Annotated in this window: 12 protein-coding genes; 5 read left to right on the top strand and 7 right to left on the bottom strand. The window is 45.4% G+C overall.

Features of this window, described 5'->3' with window-relative positions; genetic code table 11:
- Positions 1–17: 17 nt before the first annotated feature.
- Positions 18–851 (bottom strand): SIS domain-containing protein, encoded by an 834-nt coding sequence (locus BIW15_RS02590; RefSeq protein ID WP_373270241.1) that lies wholly within the window; start codon positions 849–851, stop codon positions 18–20.
- 260 nt (positions 852–1,111) lie between these two features.
- On the opposite strand from BIW15_RS02590, the gene murQ reads away from it, so the two are divergent.
- The 3 genes from murQ (at position 1,112) to BIW15_RS02575 (ending at position 4,699) form a co-directional block, all read left to right on the top strand.
- Positions 1,112–2,014, top strand: a complete 903-nt coding sequence (gene murQ, locus BIW15_RS02585; protein ID WP_077280507.1) for an N-acetylmuramic acid 6-phosphate etherase — start codon at positions 1,112–1,114, stop codon at positions 2,012–2,014.
- Between the two features lie 28 nt (positions 2,015–2,042).
- Positions 2,043–3,497, top strand: a complete 1,455-nt coding sequence (gene murP / locus BIW15_RS02580) for a PTS N-acetylmuramic acid transporter subunit IIBC (RefSeq protein WP_043045808.1) — start codon at positions 2,043–2,045, stop codon at positions 3,495–3,497.
- Positions 3,498–3,643: 146 nt separating this feature from the next.
- Positions 3,644–4,699 (top strand): porin, encoded by a 1,056-nt coding sequence (locus BIW15_RS02575; protein WP_077280506.1) that lies wholly within the window; start codon positions 3,644–3,646, stop codon positions 4,697–4,699.
- A gap of 89 nt (positions 4,700–4,788) precedes the next feature.
- Here the strand turns inward: BIW15_RS02575 and BIW15_RS02570 are convergent, their stop codons facing one another.
- Together BIW15_RS02570 and BIW15_RS02565 are read right to left on the bottom strand one after the other, a co-directional pair.
- A complete protein-coding gene (locus BIW15_RS02570) occupies positions 4,789–5,454 on the bottom strand; it encodes a peptidase E (protein ID WP_021484205.1) in 666 nt (221 codons plus the stop codon).
- Positions 5,455–5,491: 37 nt separating this feature from the next.
- Positions 5,492–6,403 (bottom strand): LysR family transcriptional regulator, encoded by a 912-nt coding sequence (locus BIW15_RS02565; protein WP_077280505.1) that lies wholly within the window; start codon positions 6,401–6,403, stop codon positions 5,492–5,494.
- An 88-nt stretch (positions 6,404–6,491) separates the two neighbouring features.
- Between BIW15_RS02565 and catC the strand changes: the two genes are divergently transcribed.
- Positions 6,492–7,151 (top strand): type C chloramphenicol O-acetyltransferase, encoded by a 660-nt coding sequence (catC, locus tag BIW15_RS02560; RefSeq protein ID WP_077280504.1) that lies wholly within the window; start codon positions 6,492–6,494, stop codon positions 7,149–7,151.
- Between the two features lie 56 nt (positions 7,152–7,207).
- Here catC and BIW15_RS02555 read toward each other — a convergent pair whose 3' ends face one another.
- The 4 genes from BIW15_RS02555 to BIW15_RS02540 all read right to left on the bottom strand — a co-directional run bounded on the left by BIW15_RS02555 (position 7,208) and on the right by BIW15_RS02540 (position 13,659).
- Positions 7,208–8,887, bottom strand: a complete 1,680-nt coding sequence (locus BIW15_RS02555) for a DUF342 domain-containing protein (RefSeq protein ID WP_025525470.1) — start codon at positions 8,885–8,887, stop codon at positions 7,208–7,210.
- A gap of 426 nt (positions 8,888–9,313) precedes the next feature.
- A complete protein-coding gene (locus BIW15_RS02550) occupies positions 9,314–11,335 on the bottom strand; it encodes a tRNA(Met) cytidine acetyltransferase TmcA (RefSeq protein WP_179115214.1) in 2,022 nt (673 codons plus the stop codon).
- Between the two features lie 124 nt (positions 11,336–11,459).
- Positions 11,460–12,434 carry a ParB/RepB/Spo0J family partition protein gene (locus tag BIW15_RS02545; protein WP_005464865.1) on the bottom strand — a complete coding sequence of 325 codons (975 nt, stop codon included), beginning with the start codon at positions 12,432–12,434 and terminating at the stop codon, positions 11,460–11,462.
- A 7-nt stretch (positions 12,435–12,441) separates the two neighbouring features.
- Complete coding sequence (locus tag BIW15_RS02540; RefSeq protein ID WP_005500197.1) at positions 12,442–13,659, bottom strand: AAA family ATPase; 1,218 nt, start codon at positions 13,657–13,659, stop codon at positions 12,442–12,444.
- 1,251 nt (positions 13,660–14,910) lie between these two features.
- Here BIW15_RS02540 and BIW15_RS02535 point away from each other — a divergent pair.
- The gene (locus BIW15_RS02535; protein ID WP_077280503.1) at positions 14,911–16,881 is read left to right on the top strand and encodes a replication initiator protein RctB domain-containing protein; all 1,971 of its coding nucleotides are present in this window, start codon (positions 14,911–14,913) and stop codon (positions 16,879–16,881) included.
- Positions 16,882–17,131: the final 250 nt, after the last annotated feature.

Raw genomic sequence — 17,131 nt, 5'->3', positions numbered from 1 at the left:
CGCTGTTGGTTAAGCGATCATGTGAGGATCTGTTTGATGTCGGTACTGATATCGCTGATCAACTGACGTGCACTTTCGTCTCTTTGCTGAACCAAGATGATAAACAGCAAATCGGTGATCACGTTTTGCGCGGTGCGCGAAGCAATGGATGAGCTGCGATGTTCCGTTTCATTGGCAATCGTATCAAACGTAATATCGGCAATACCGCGCAAGCGACTTCTCCCAGGAGCAGATAACGCAATCACCTTCGCGCCCTGCTCTTTTGCCGCTTCTGTCGCGACGAGAATTTCTTTGCGTTCGCCCGAATACGAAATCGCAATCTGCACATCTTCTGAAGAGAGGGTACGAGCAACAGCAATCTGCACGTGGCTGTCTTGTTCGGAAAGCGCCGTAATACCGAGTTTAAGCAGTTTAAAGCTTAAATCCTTCGCGGTCAGGGCTGAGCCCCCAATCCCGACCACTTGCACTCGACGCGCTTCGCTCAACCATTTCACCGCTTGGTGACACGCTTCATAAGACAGCGCATTGGTGGTTTGAAACATAGCATCTGTTTTTGCTTTCACCAGTTTCTGTGAAATAACCGCAATGGGATCATCTGCCAAAATATCACTGTGCAACGGTGTCGACTGCATCGCATGCTTACGGCCAATCTCTTCATTCAGAGCTAACTTAAACTCGCTGTAGCCTTTAAAGCCAATACGCTGAGTAAATTTCACAATGCTCGATTGACTCACTTTTACTTGCGCCGCAAGTTCTTGGCTAGTGAGCAGCGCCGCCTTTTCTGCGTTTTCAACAATCCAATCGCCGACCAAACGACCACTTTGCGAAAGCTGAGTACGCCTCGCGACCATCTTATTGATAACTGACACAACAAAAACCTCAAAAAATTTAAATAAATTATTCCAAAACAAAAATAATTGGAGTTTGATTTAACCCCATGATTATTCCAACCAATCCAGTTTATACCGGATGTAATGGACGTATATTTTCTCTCATTATTCCAAATTTCTCCTGCACAAAGAATAACCTCAAGTGTGATTTTTATCACCAAAACAGAATATTTTATTCCATAGAATCGCCCTCAGATTGAACATTACGAAGAGTGTAAAACATGAAAATTGATTTAAGCCGATTGGTGACAGAAAGCCGTAATCCAGCCAGTGCAGAGATTGATACGCTTTCGACCATCGAGATGCTACAAGTCATTAATGAAGAGGATCAAAAAGTCGCGCTCGCGGTCAAAGCAGTGCTACCACAAATTGCAAAGGCGGTTGATGCGATTACCCAAGCTTTTACAAATGGTGGCCGCTTAGTTTACATGGGAGCTGGCACATCAGGCCGCTTAGGAATTCTTGATGCGAGCGAGTGTCCTCCTACCTACGGCACGCATCCAGATATGGTGATTGGCTTAATTGCTGGTGGACACCAAGCGATTTTGAAAGCGGTAGAAAATGCCGAAGACGACGCGCAAATGGGTCAAGACGACTTAAAAGCGCTTCACCTCACCAAGCATGACGTGGTTGTAGGCATTGCAGCGAGTGGCCGTACACCTTATGTACTAGGTGGTTTGGAGTACGCTAAATCCATCGGAGCTACGACCGCATCTATCGCCTGTAATCCAGAATGTGCCATGGCAAAAGCGGCCGACATCGCGATTCTGCCGATTGTTGGCGCAGAGGTCGTCACTGGCTCTTCTCGCATGAAAGCCGGCACCGCACAAAAACTGGTGTTAAACATGCTCACGACAGGTGCAATGATTCGTAGCGGTAAGGTATTTGGCAACTTAATGGTGGATGTAGAGGCCACCAACGCCAAGCTCATCCAACGCCAAACCAACATTGTTGTAGAAGCAACTGGCGCATCAAAAGAAGAAGCAGAGCGAGCATTAAATGCCTGCGATCGACACTGCAAAACTGCCATCTTAATGATTTTGGCCGATTTGGATGCCGAACAAGCCAAATCACGCCTCGCCGCGCACAACGGTTTTATTCGCGCAGCACTAAATAATAACTAAATAATCCGAGTTCTGAAGGATAGACCCTATGGCAAAAATAACTTCAAACACAGTATCGCAGTTGCTGTCCGCAGTGGGTGGCAGCAGCAACGTAAGCAAATGTGGTAACTGTATGACGCGTTTGCGTTTATCGCTCGCCAACAATGGCTTGGCTGACCAGTCTGTTATCAAGCAAATTCCCGGCGTAATGGGTGTGGTGGAAAGCGATGAGCAGTTTCAGATCATTCTCGGTCCCGGAAAAGCTCAACAAGCGGCTGAGATGATGAATCAATTGATCGACAGCTTAACCTCTGGTGGCAGTGAAGAAGCTGATATGCCGCAACAAGATCTTTCTGCCGTCGCGGCCGAGCAGAAAAAACAGATGAAGAGTAAGCAAACCAGTGCGGTTCAGCGTTTTTTAAGCAAGTTTGCCACCATCTTTACGCCGTTGATCCCTGGCTTTATTGCCGCTGGTTTGTTGCTTGGTTTTGCGACGTTATTGGAACAGATGTTTGTTCTCGACCAGACACCAAGCCAGTTTATGTTGGATTTGATCGCCTACATGAAAGTCTTTGGTAAGGGTCTGTTTGCTTTCTTAAGTATTCTGATTGGTTACAACGCGCAGCAAGCGTTTGGCGGCTCTGGTGTTAATGGTGCCATTCTCGCCTCTTTGTTTGTGCTGGGTTACAACCCAGAGGCTACATCCGGCATTTATTCTGGCATGAACGAGTTTTTCGGCTTTGCGATTGATCCGCGCGGCAACATTATCGGCGTACTTTTGGCGGCGATCATCGGTGCGCAAGTCGAGCGTAAGGTTCGTCAATACATGCCAGATGATCTGGACATGATCTTAACGTCCGTTATCACTCTGTTGATCATGGGTGCGGTAACCTTCTTGATCATCATGCCAATCGGCGGCGAGCTGTTTAAAGGGATGTCTTGGTTGTTCCTCAACTTGAACGATAACCCATTAGGCGCTGCAATCTTGGCAGGTTTGTTCTTAATTTCTGTGGTATTTGGCATCCACCAGGGTTTCGTTCCAGTGTACTTCGCATTGATGGAAGCACAGGGCTTTAACTCGCTATTCCCTATCCTGGCGATGGCTGGTGGCGGTCAGGTTGGCGCGTCAATGGCGCTGTATTTCAAAGCTAAAAAAGACGCTCTACTGCGCACTCAAGTTAAAGGCGCTATTATTCCGGGTCTTCTAGGCATTGGCGAACCATTGATTTACGGCGTGACATTACCACGCGTAAAACCATTCGTTACCGCTTGTATTGGTGGCGCTGCGGGCGGCTTCTTTATCGGCTTAGTTTCTTACCTTGGCTTGCCAGTTGGTCTTAATACGGTGTTTGGCCCGTCCGGTATCGTGGCGATTCCTCTCATGACATCTGAAAATGGCATCTTCCCGGGCATGATGGTGTTTGTTGCCGGCCTGCTTATCTCTTACATCGTCGGCTTCCTCGCGACTTACTTCTTTGGCTGCAAAGACGTCGATTTAAGCTAAATCATTCTTCCCCTATAGGAATGGACTAGCTCGCGCCCTTGGCAAACAAGGGCGCATCCTCTCTACTTCACGACAATTTTTCTTATTCCGTTACTCGGAAGGGGCTTTGTCGTACCTAAAACAATAGAAATGAAAGGTCGTTAATCATGAAAAAGCACATTTTGACTCTACTTCTCCCAACATTGATGGCATCAAACGCAATGGCAGCGCAACTGTATCAAGCGGAAGATGGGTCAGTTTTAAATATTTACTCTCGTCTTGGTTTCAATGTCACCAGTAAAAATGATGAGCACGGCGATGCAAATGGCGAGTTTGATGGCCGTATTGGTTTAAACGGTTCACAAACCATCAACGAGTACGCGTCGCTCATCGGCCAAGCGCAATACCAAGTGGGTGCCGCTGAATACGCAAACCAAGTAAACGACAAACCGTCTCTGACCGCACGTTATGTATGGGCGGGGATTGATGCGAAAGATTATGGTCGCATTACTGGTGGTCGCGTGGCATCTGGATTGATTATGTTTACCGACATTGGTGATGTGTTCGCCTCTTCCGATGTCTCTATGGCGCGCCAAGCGAATAAAGTCGACAAAACCGCGACGCAAGTTTTCCGTCAAGATGGCACGCTGCAATACCAAAACAGCCTAGGTAATTTCGATTTTTCTGTCGCGTACATTTTAGGAAACAACACTTCTGAACTCGACTACGGTTACAACACTGCACTGCGTTATACGCTAGACATGGGGAATTTGGGTACCTTGGCACCAGTGGTGGCGATGCAGAAAAATAAAGGTGATGCACGTGAAAGCAACGACACCGATTACACATTCTGGGGCGCAGGTACGCGTTACTACCTAGGTAATTTGATGTTGGGTGCGTTGTACTCGGAAGATGAACTAGAGGGCTATTACTCACAAACCAGTACCGACAAAGTGAAGGAACTGACGGCGGTTTACAGTGTAAATGACAAATGGGCACTGCGTGCTGGTTATCGTTCTTTAGAAAACAGTGATGGTGACGAGCTAGAGCTGAAAGATACAACGCTAGAAGTGCAATACAAACTGACGCCTCGTTCTTCTATCTACACAAACTACGTTGATCGTAACGGCTCACGTGGCTACGGCAATGGACAAGAAGTCTCGTTTGGCGGTGCGCACGCAGACGAAAGCTACTACCACTTAGGTCTGCGTTACGAGCTGTAAGCACGATACTTAATGTAAGTTAGCTGAATCCATGAGCTTCTTCTATGTCCGGTCAGTAGTTATTGCCTTTAATGCTGATTTGAAGAAGCTCACCCTCGCAATATGTTTTCTTCGTTACCTGTTTTGACCAACACGCCTGCATCAGGAAAGCTGGTGACAGTAGCTAACAATTTTCCATCGACAAAGTGCAATGCCGCATAATCGTGAATGCCATAACAAGTGATGCTCGGTTGAGAACGAGCAAAGGCTTGGAAAACCTCGAACTTCTCACCTACATGAGAAAAATGCGCCGCAGCCAAACCGTCAATTAATCCAAGACAACGCATAACTTGGTATGCTTCGGGATCACTGTCTGTCACCGCAAACTCAAACCAACAAATTGCACCAGCGCTCATGCCACAAATGATGATGCCTTGTTCATAACACTGCTTGAGTATTCTATCGATTCCCCATTCGCGCCAAATGGCCAACATCGAACGTGTATTACCGCCACCGACGTAAATGATGTCTTGTTCAAATAGCGTTTCTTTCCAACCAGCATCAAACTTAAACAGCGGAAAATGGGTTACGTTTTCACTAAGCTTCGCATTGTAAAAACGTTCAATAACTTCATCAGCGTCTCCTGTGGCTGTCGGTAGAAAACAAATGTTTGGATTCTCCTTACCAGACAAAGACAAAATGTATTGATCGAGCGGACTCGGATTCTCTCCCATCATCCAGCCACCACCACCAATCGCAATACAGTGTTTTCGCATTCCTTTGCTTCCTCAATTGTTGCTAAGTTTGTTGTCGCTATTCGCCGACAGAATATATGTTCCTAAAGTGATCAATGAACGCCCGCGTTCTTCTTGGTAAGTGCTCACGTTTTGGGTAAAGCAGATAAAGCGGCAAAATCGCATCCGTTTGCCATTCTGGCAGCAAACTCACGAGTTGTTCTTTTTGTGCAGGGTCGAGTTTAGCCAGTGCAAATTCATCTAACATGGCTACACCACAGCCAGCCAAAGTAGCGTCCAACATGGACTGGACAAGATTAAAACTCAGCGTACTTTCTAACTCAATGCTGCACTGCTGTTGAGTTTGCTTATGTGTAAACGTCCACTTATCTAACACCAAGTCGCGACTTTTATAAAGGATGTGCTCTAAGTCACCAAGCTCCCCTGGCGTACTTACATTTGGTTTATCAACTAAATACGAGCGATGAGCGATCGGTTTACAGTGTAAAGTGCGTAGCTGATGGCCGACGTATCCCTCTGGGGGAGTATCGGTAAAGTAGAATGCGATATCAAACCCAGCCTCAATCAAGTCGAGAGGTGTCTCTGTGAAGATCACTTCGACGCTCACTTGTGGATGTTGCAATCGAAACTCGATCAATGTTTGGCTGAGTAACGCAGCTCCGAAAGAAGCGGACGCCGCTATTCTCAATTTTCCCGATACGATCTCGTTTGCCATGACTTGCTCATTGATCTGCTCAGCGCCTTCGAGCAGTTGCTTTACCTGCTGATAAAACCGCAAACCATCGTAGGTCAAATTAAACTGGCGCGTAGTTCGCTGAATAAGCTGCACCGACAATATGTCTTCTAGCTGCTTAAGTTGCCGACTTACATGCGCATTCGAACAATTCAGTCGCTTTGCTGCGCCAGCAATACTTCGCTCCTCGCACAAAGCGACGTAAAGTGGTACGTAGCTGAGCCATTTTATTTCCATACAGTAATTCTGAATCTCTAAAATCAAACTACTGGAAATAATAGAAAGCCTCTAAACTCTGTACAACCTAAATTTGAAAGGATGAGTTATGAGTGTTTTCGACACGTGGTTAAAAGGTCAAGTCATTAAAGATCACATCACTAATCCCAATATCATCGTTGGCGATTACAGCTATTACTCGGGCTTCTATCATCAAAAAAGCTTCGAAGAGCAAGCGGTACGCTACTTGTTGGGTGACCCCGTCACACTTCAAGAATGGCAAAGTAGAGAACCCGATAGCATCGACAAATTAATCATTGGCAAGTTTTGTTCCATCGCTTCTGGAGCCACCCTCATGATGGCAGGAAACCAAGGTCATCGCATTGACTGGATTTCGACCTTCCCCTTCTCTCCTGAAGAATTTGGAGAAGGCGTGCAAGACGGTTTCGAGCGTGCCGGAGACACGGTGGTGGGGAACGATGTTTGGATTGGCAGCGAGGCGATGATCATGCCCGGAGTAAACATCGGCGATGGAGCCGTCATCGGAGCACGCACCGTAGTGACGAAAGACGTGCAACCTTATTCGGTGGTGGTTGGAAACAACCAAGTCGTACGTCAACGATTCAGCGATAAAGAGATTGAAACTCTACTCAATATCCAATGGTGGAACTGGCCAATAGAACACATTAAACAAGTAATGAAAGTAATGTGTAGCAGCCAAGTCGGTGCGCTTGCGGACTACTATCAAGAGCACATTGTCGATTTGTAGATAAACAAAAGCCCACACATCTTGTTGCGACGTGTGGGCTCAGTGAGTAAGAAAGCTTAAACCGCAGCGACGTCCTCTTCTTCCAAGTTCGCCGAGACTTTAATTTCGTATTGATTGAAACGGAACGAACAACCGCCATGAGTACGCTTTGTCGTTACTTGCTCGTCGCCAAACTGCACCGTCACGCGAGTGAAGACACGCTCTTTGGCTTCGACAATATTTTCTTCTAACGCGACTTCAAAGTCATGTTCCGTTTGTTCTAGCTTTTGCTTTATCGCTTCAAGCTGCTCGTTGTTTTGTGTTTTCATCACATCAATCTGAGCTTGTTCTTCGTCGGTACGTTCGGCTTTAGGACGTTTCTTAAATTCGAGCTCTTTACGAATCACATCCATCGTTCCTTCTTGAGCGCGTTTGTATTGATCTTTGAGCTCTGCTAATCGCTCCTTAAATGCAGAATAGCGCGCGAACGCTTCTACCTTAGTGGCGGTGTCGCCTTCTACGCCCAATTGTAAGCACACCACTTTGTCACCGACTTTTGCATCTCCGCCGCTGAGCGTACCGTTCCTACCGTTCGCATCCAGCACCGTCAGATTGCGCCCACAAACAATATCGTTATTCATGCTGTGCACCGCCAACTCAATATCTTCGCCAGCTTGCAAATCACAATATTGGGCGTAGCTGGCACGAATCGAACCTTTGGCTTTGACGTGACAACTCTTTGGCTGGCCATCACTCACGGTGTGGCCAATGATCCCTTTACCAACTTGAATGTCGTCTTGCGCTTGTACGTCAGCCGATTCAATGAAGCCGCCTACAGTAATAGAACCCGTCGCTTTAACAATCATGCCGGATTCAATGTTGCCACCGATAATCACATTCCCTTTGAATTTCACGTGACCTGTATTCACGCCAACGCTATTGAGACAGAGTGCGTTATCAACTTCAATGGTTTTGTCTTTAATTAGAGGCGTACCGGATACCGATGCAATCAATAGGTTTGGGTCGTGCTTGCTTATCTCGGTGCCCTTGCCTGGCTTCATTGGGCTGTCTTTTCCAGCTTGTGGAGGAATCACTCGCCCTTGAACAGTAAAACCTGGCGTACCTTTGGTCGCAGGCGTGCGGCGCATCACCTCATCGCCTACGTCAACCGCGATAGTTTCACCGAGGTTACGTAAATCAATTTTGTCGCTAGCAGATTGGCCGTCTTTGGGTTTGAGGATGCGTTTGGTGATGTCTTTAACGAGAGGAGTAAAAAGAGCGTCTTTGCCTTTGATAGGTTGCTTACCAACCGCTACAGGTTGAGAAAAAGTTTCGCCGGGTTTGAGCTGAGTGCTGACAACCAACACTTTCTTCAAAGCCAGTTTGTTGATGCCTTTCGAAACTCGCGCTTGAGCAAGGGCTTGAACAATCTCGGGGCCACGTAAACCTCGGCCTCCGTACGCGCCGACAACGTTCATACTGGCGAGCATGTCATTATTCGATAATTCGACCTCAACTTGCGCGTTGCGTTTTTCCGCAATGACAATGCCTTCGTAAGCTTCGGCTTTACGTTCTTTGGCGCAGTTAATGAATCTCACGACTTCCCCCTCAACAACAAACATCTTTTCAGCGTTCATTGCGACGAGCTGCTCGTTTAATTCATTTTGATTTAGCTCACCACCGAGGTCCACTTCTCCCGGAAGACGGGCTATCACCTTGGTCTTATCTTCAGATAACTCAAGACACAGCTTCCACATACCCTTACCACTTTGCTTCCCATCAACACTTTCAGTCTAACCAAAAACATTTTCTGAACAAACCTCGCACTTCGAAGAATAGGGCTCAGGTCACTAAAGGTCGAAGCCTTGGTATTATTGAGTAAATAAAGTATTAGGCATGGTGATTCATCCGCGTAAATCATTCCACTCACGTTTCACTTCATGCGCCACTCTACAGCATGAGAAAGTTGTAGCTTGTAGTTATAGCGCTTCAATACAATAGAAGTGGCGACGGCACTCCTTCCCTTTTATTGGCGGTTTTGTTTACAGCTCAACATTGAACTTTGTCGGTCATGAGTTTGCTTTTTATCATTCATCAAAAACAAAAAAGGAGTGAATTTACAGTGTAAAGTCACTCCTCTCAGCTCGTCTCTATTTACAGTGTAAATCCATAAGGCGTAGCGTTTACACTGTAAATTGATTCAACAACTTTTCTAACTCACTTCTTAACTGTTGCTCAACTTGCTTTCTTCCCGATAATCCAAATTGTTTGGCACAAATGCCCCAATCATGGTTTAAGAACACTTTACTTATCATCAAATCAGAAACAGGCGCTAAACCATATTGACGCAGCCACTGTTGTAACCACACAAAAATCGATTCATAGCTTGCACCACCCTGCGCATAGCTTTGAAGCAATACTCGCTTAGTCGGATGTAAGGTTTGATGTTGAATCGGTTGACGCAACAAGCTTCTAGCCAGACTCGGCTCTAACTTAGGATAAACAAGGGAAAGGCTCGCAGACAAAAACTCATGAAACAATGCTTGTGCGTCATCAATCCAAGTTTGTGATTTATTCGCAAGTTGGCGAACCATCAACAATGAATAACAACCACTGGCGGCATCGCGCATAGTTCCTAAACGAATGGATTGATAACCAGCTTGTTGCCAAAACTGAATCAACTCATCCGTCGCACCAAAACTTGTCGATAGGTAATCCACATGGGCACCAACACTTTCCTCGAGTAGTGTTAGCATGCGCTTGCCAATGCCCGAACCTTGTAGATCAGGATGCACCGCAATTCGCATCACTCGTGAAGTAATAAGCTTACCTACCTTTACCAAACCAAGTTGATTGATGATGGTGATTGGCGTCAAATGCCCTTTAGGACGACGTTGACCAAGTTGAACGGCTTCAATTAACTCGTCATCAAGACCGCCCTCCTCAACCGTGAGAATGACTCCGATGATATTTTGTTTATCCATCGCGAGATAAACGGAGCTGTTGTCATCTCGCAGTAAATGGAGCAAATCATTCGGTGAGGTTTGATAATGAGCATTAACCAGTAAAGCAAAGCATTCGCGTAGTAAGTTGGGTTGGTGAACCAGTGCTTGCTTGTCCACTTTGTTCAACGATACGTTCGCCATGCCTTCAATGGATTGCGGCGATAATTCCGCGTTCAAGATAAAAGCGTCATACAACCACGTTTCTAACTTATCATCTACGCTCCAACGAATTGGCTGCTGCATGTGATACGTCTTCATGCCAGGTCGTTGTTGTTGCAACCATTCAATGAACTTCAACGTGAAGCCACGTCCGCAGCCTTCATAGCCATGAATCGTGCTAGAAAAGACCAAACGATGATAATGCTCGGTGATTTGTTTGAGCATCGGGACGGGAATCGCAGCCGCTTCATCAACTAGCAACAAATCACACTCAGGCAGCGAAGACAACAATTCGTCAGGCGCAATAAACTGAATATACCCATAGCCGACTTCCAAACGGTCTTTCTTCATCTGTTTGGCAGATGTAAGTAAACGGTGCGCGTGCTGATAGACTGGCTCAACAGCGTTAATAGAAGGCGCGGTAAGTAATATACGCAGCGGCTTGTGCTGCAACAACTGAGCACAAGCAATGCCTAATGCGCTGCTTTTACCTCTACCGCGATCAGCCGTGAGCACTAAAGGACGCTTGCGATGCCCATTCACCACTTTCTCGATTAATGAAACAGCGTGAGTCTGCTCTATGTATTCTGTATTTCTCTGCGCAATAGCAAACTCAGAAACCTGGGGAATGACTTTCCCCTGCTCAAGCACTATCAGCTTTTGCCATTGGGTCTGCATCCATTGCTCAGCGAAGTGTTGTGGTTGAGCAGTATTTGTCACAACAAGTAGCATTCCACCGCCAACGAGAGAGCCAATTGCCGCCGTAAAGCTATTAGCATCGAACTCTTTTCGCGCGTCAAACAGCAGCACATCACATTCTCTTCCGAGCAGTCGATTTCCCTGCTTCATTCCAACACAAAAGGCACTCTCGAATGACCAATCCCCAACACAGAACCAACGTTGTGTGGTTTGAGTTTGAAGAAATGCAGAGAGAATGGACTCTTGCCAATCCGCCTCTCCTTGCAAAATAACGCCTGAGCGTTGAAAAGCATGTTGAGATTGGCGTTGAAGTGAAGATAGAAATTCAGATTGTGCGTGCATGGGGTCTATCCGATGTTGAACTGCCGCCATGTTATCACATCTGCTATTCGGAGCATGCTTCCACACGCTCAAGATCGCAGACATAAAAAAACCGCCCGAAGGCGGTTATCGTTAAAGCTTAATTTTATTGCATTTTGCTTTGAACAAAAGTAAGGATTTCTTCCATCAAGCTGTCGTCGACTTTCTTCAGATTGAGAGCAAGATTGCTGCCTTTACGACTGTAGCTTGCTCGACCTTTGACAAGGTCAACTTTTTCAGCTTTTTTTGCAGGTTTAGCTGGTGCTAACTCTGAGATCCAACTTTCGATGCTTTCCGTCACTTCTTTGGTCAAACGAGCCACGCCTTGTGCCTTGCTACGTTGCCACAAGTAACCTTCAGATGTACGGCATTTATCCAACAAGTTTTGCTGCTGCTCAGCGGTCAATGTTGAGAACTGTTTGTGCAGTTTAACGATGGTTGGACGACCTAAATCGCCAACATTTGGATACGCTTGTAGCAATTCTAGCGGCAATGCCGCGGCTTTAAGCGCACCACTTACCAATGCTTCACTGCATTGGAACATTTTCGCTAGCGCTTTTTGGTCTTCGGCTTCACCGCTTTCCAGCTTAGCCTGCATCTCTTTGCCTTTTTCGTAAAGCGACAGCGGTTTGTGAGCATTCGCGACGTCAGATAGGAATTTCGCGTGTTCAGTGTTGATGCCATCACCAACGTAAACCAAGAAATCCTTACCCGCCAAGATACAAGACATACGACGGCGGCTACCGTCTAGCACTTCAATTTTGCCATCGTCAGTGCGACGGCCAACAGCTGGGTACTGTTGACCACGCTCTTTCAGTGTCACCAAAACATCAGATAAAGCATGCTCATTCAAGAATGATTGTTCACGGGCATTGTCCGCGAACACACGCGTCTCGCTTGCCACTTTATCTGCGGGAATACGAACTAATTCAAACTGAACCGTGCCCTCACCCGCCACTGCCAACTCGATGGTTTGCGCTTTTTCTTTTGCTGCCGTTTGCGCTTCTTGTGGAGTCGCTACTCGACGTTTATTCGTTTTACCAAATAATTTCGCGTTTAATTCAGACGTTTTCAAAGCCATTTACTGTTTACCCCTGATTTAATGACGGCCAGTTAGAGTGCAATACGCGCTCCAATTCCAATGCGCTTTTGTGAACCGCATCTTGAGCAGTTGCAAGTGTCTTCTTGCCGCCTTCGAAATCACTTACGGTTAAATCAAACACAGTGCTGTAGGTGTCTGCACACGTTTCAAATGCACGGCTACGTGGAATGGTTGCCATCATCACTTGGTCACCAAGCAGATAGTTCATTTCCGTCAATACCGAGACTTGCTTCTTGTTGTCGTCTTCGAACATGGTTGGCATTAGACGAACAAACTCTAAGCCATTCCAATCTTCTGGGAACATCTCATAAACCGTAGGCAAATGCTGGAAGAAGTTAACGGTAGATGCCCAGTCTAGACGTTTTGCCGCACAAGGAATTAACAGTGCATTGGACGCGTACATCGCATTCCAAACCAGAGGGTCAACGTGCGGACCGGTATCAATCATGATGATATCGAAGTCATTCGCAATCTTGTCGATAAGCTGTTCTTTCAATAGACGAACGATATCAAGTGATGGGTCTTCAGACAGCGTTTGCCACGCTTCTGCGTTAAACATAGCATCTTCTGGGAATGCGGAGATTGACTTCAAGTTCGGATATTGCGTCGGCAACAGCACGTTCTTGTGTAAAAATTCGCGGTCGATCTCTACTCCATCAGGCACGTTGCCTAACATGATGTCCACCGCTGAATAAATGTTGTCGTGCTCAGCCACACTGATTTGCGGGTTTAAAAACAGACGTAATGAACCTTGAGGGTCCAAGTCAATCAAACAAATGCGGTAGCGTTTATCTAGGTTAAGCGCCAAACAAGCAGCCAAATGTACGGCCGTCATTGATTTACCCGTACCACCTTTTTGGTTTTGTACGTTGATAATCCATGGTTTATTACCGTTATTCTTCTTACGCTCATAGAATTTTGGTACTTCAGCCGCATCCATCAGCATGTGTGCTTCTTCTAACGTAATGGAGTAATGGTTCGCGTTGTTTTTAGTAAATTGGTGGCCTGCGGCTTCCATCTTACCGATCGCTTCATCCAGTTTACGACGAGTTAAACCAGAGCGAGTCTCCATCATCGCCTTAGACATTGGTGGGAAGTAGTTGTCACTTCGCTCTTCCAAAACAATCTCAATACGGTCAGCTTGAACTTGTTGCGTCAGCTCAGCTAACTCTTGAAGATTTTCAATCGTTTTTTCTCTTTTCATGCCAAATTCCGTTGGAAGGATATCTGCATCCAATTGTACAGCAGTAGACTTCAAAAACAACAAAAAGGTGAACATTCATTTTGAACAACCATCACATAAAAAACCATCAAAATTGGCTGTTTTATGATTTAAGAAGAAAAATATATCAATTTTTAATCGATTTATTCCAAATAAAAGAGGTTAGTTCTTATCAAAATTAAAAGTGTTACATTGTCACTTATTTACAATGTAAATCTATTTTATCCGGAACGATTATATAAGTGGGCTAAATTACGGATTATGTGATTTCAATCGACTTAAATCATTTTACATACTGATTGTGGAGGAAAAGAGAGGAAATAGTGTCGCGTCACGACCTTGATCATGCATCCGAAGCAAAATCAGCGAAAAGACAACGAATAAGAACGGAACCATGATCAAGGAAGACTCTTGATCATGTTTTCGAAGATAACTGTAAATACGAAAGCATGATCATGGAAGATAATGGATGAATGAAGGTAAATCAAGGCTTGAGTACATGGATCCATTTCTCGGAAAAATGATCAAGTAAGTAGGTTTCTCGGAAGCATGCTTTTTAATGCGCTATTTACGGCTGAATGCAGACGGAATGGGGGATTGAAGCATAAATGCGCCTCTCAACCTTCGGAACGATGAAATACAGTATCGGCAAACAAGACATAGTGTCTTCATGATCATGCTTCCGTTAATTCTGATAATCATGCAATCTTTGAGGCTAAGGACCCAAATTGACGTCATTTTAATCGTTTGGCTAATTTGGCAACAATTGAAGGTAAAGAGAGATGAAATAACCTTAGCTTGATCATTGATCCGCAACCTCGAAACACTCACAATAGCAGAGGATCGACAAATCAAGATCGAGGTAATCACGGATTTCTGTGGATAACCTGTACAGACATCATGATCATCGTTTCATGATTGTTTTGATCATCTTTTCAGGAACTTAATGATCATGCTTGCGGAATGAAGTGATCATGCTTTCAAGGTTTTGTTGATCATCGTTTCGATAAAGCTATGATCATAGTTCCGAAACACCTCAAAAAAATACTCATTAATAACAGCAACTTAGGCTCGTGAAAATAACCAGATCAATAGATCATATAATCAATTAAGATCAGAATAATCAAAAAGATCAGTTATTTAAAAAACAAGATTTTTTCTTTATTTATGATCTGTTTTTCTTTATTCTTCGGAACCATAGCACAACTACGGCTAGTGTGATCTGGATCTAAAATGACGGCTGATGAAAAAATTCTGATTAAAGCACCAAGAAGCCATAAGGATGGCCATCTTTTTGAGGTACATGAATCCTCTGCTGATTGGGTAGAGCAGTACCAACATTTCAAAGGGGTGACCAAAAGCATCTTAGAGTTGCTTAATCTGATCTCATTGAGAGGTTTCAGCAGCAAAGATGGACTTGTTTCAACAACTGAGATTGTTGAAGCCACAGACGGTCAACTGACTCGTGCTGCACTTCAGCAACGTTTACGAGCGGCTGTCAATATCGGCTTGTTTACCCAGACTCCAGTACGTTTTGAGGAAGGCCTAGCAGGCAAAACCATGCTGCATAAGTTTGTAAACCCAAACCAGCTCATTTCGGTTTTGGGGGCAACAAGCTTAGTCACTGACAAAGTTCGTCAGAATGAAAAGCAAAAACGTTCTAAGGCACTCGCACAAACCCAAGTGAACAAGCGCTTGTTGAATGAGCACGGCTTAAATACGCCACCAATGATGAAGGATGAAGCGGATCAATTTGTCGTTTCACCAACGAATTGGGCGGGGATCATTGACCAAGCACTCGCACCACCTCGCACTCGTAAAAGCTATCAGAAATCCATGGTGTCGATCTCAGGCACCAAAGCGGTGATTGAAACGCGATCTTCCAAAAATATCATGACAGTCGATGATCTGATGACGCTGTTTGCGTTGTTTACTCTGACAGTGCAATACCATGATCATCATAAAGATCAATATCAAATGGATGCCGCGCTCGTTCCGAATAAAACGCCGCTCTACATCACCGATATTTTGTCATTACGTGGCAAAAAAGACAGTGGCCCAGCGCGTGATTCCATCCGTGACAGTATCGATCGTATCGAGTTTACCGATTTCCAACTGCATGAACTCACTGGTCGATGGCTCAGTGAAAATATGCCTGAAGGCTTTAAGAGTGATCGCTTCCGCTTCTTAGCCCGTACCATCACGGCTTCAGAAGAAGCGCCCGTTGAAGGCAGTGATGGCGAAATTCGTATTAAACCCAACTTATATATCTTGGTGTGGGAACCGTCGTTCTACGAAGAACTACTAACACGCGATTATTTCTTCTTGTTCCCACCAGAAATCCTGAAACAGCATACATTGGTGTTCCAGCTGTATTCGTTTTTCCGTAGTCGTATGGTGCGACGACACACAGATTGCATGCTGTTGAGCGAGTTAAATCAGAAGCTTGCACGTAACATTGAATGGCGTCGATTCTCAATGGATCTGATCCGTGAGCTGAAACGCTTGTCAGACGGCAAAGGGACAGACGATCTTTTTGTTGTGAACTTATGGGGCTATCACTTAACGATCGAAACTATGATCGAGAATGATAAAGTGATGGATTACCAGATCGACATCAAATGTGACGTCGAAGAGGTGCTGCGTTACTCACGTGCTCGTACAACCAACGCAGGCAAGCGCAACATGGCGCCTACGCTGCCAAACCCGCTTCGTAATGAGATGGTAACCCGACAGCAGCTTGAAGCGCTCTCAGGCATCATTGACGGCGAATTTGAGCCTATTCAGCGAAAGGCCCCGTCTCCGCGAGGAAATTTGGGCCGTCGAGTAAAGCAAAGAAAGCACCTTGTCGAGATCAACGCAGATGAGATCACCATTACTCTGTCGAAATACACCTCTCCAGAGGCGCTAGAACGCAGTATAACTGCGTTGTCTGCAATGACAGGGCACTCGTATGCCTCAATCAAAGAAGAGTGTTCTGAGTACATTGAGAAGCTAGATTGGCTGAGAGTAGGGGATGAACCGATTCCTTATGAGACTCTGAGCAAAACTGTAGAGCTGTTTAACACTCAAAACGAGGTTAAACATCTCACGATTGAACGTTTGATTGCTGGTTTAGCGGTGCGCCGTAAAGTTTGCCGACAAGTGTTTGATGGTCACATGGATGAGATGGTGTTCCGTGCTTTGGATGAAATGGCGATTTAATATGATCTCGCGCAAGCAGGGGTGAGTAATAGCCGTGACTGATTGATTTAAAATGTAACAATGTCTTTCGATGATAGAAAACAGACTCAACTCTAACAAACCACTGACATTAGATGTCTGAGCGAAGACTAAGATTTATCCCGAATAGACAACCTTTTGTCCTTTCTGATGATTAATAGATTGGCTCATATTGTTACATTCATTCTGAATAGACTTCGCGAGTTTCTCCTCAAGAAACTCGCTTTTTTTT

Origin of the sequence: Vibrio sp. SALL6, from assembly GCF_002002385.1 — a bacterium.
Lineage (GTDB): Bacteria > Pseudomonadota > Gammaproteobacteria > Enterobacterales > Vibrionaceae > Vibrio > Vibrio parahaemolyticus.
This window is presented reverse-complemented; position numbering and strand designations above follow the sequence as displayed.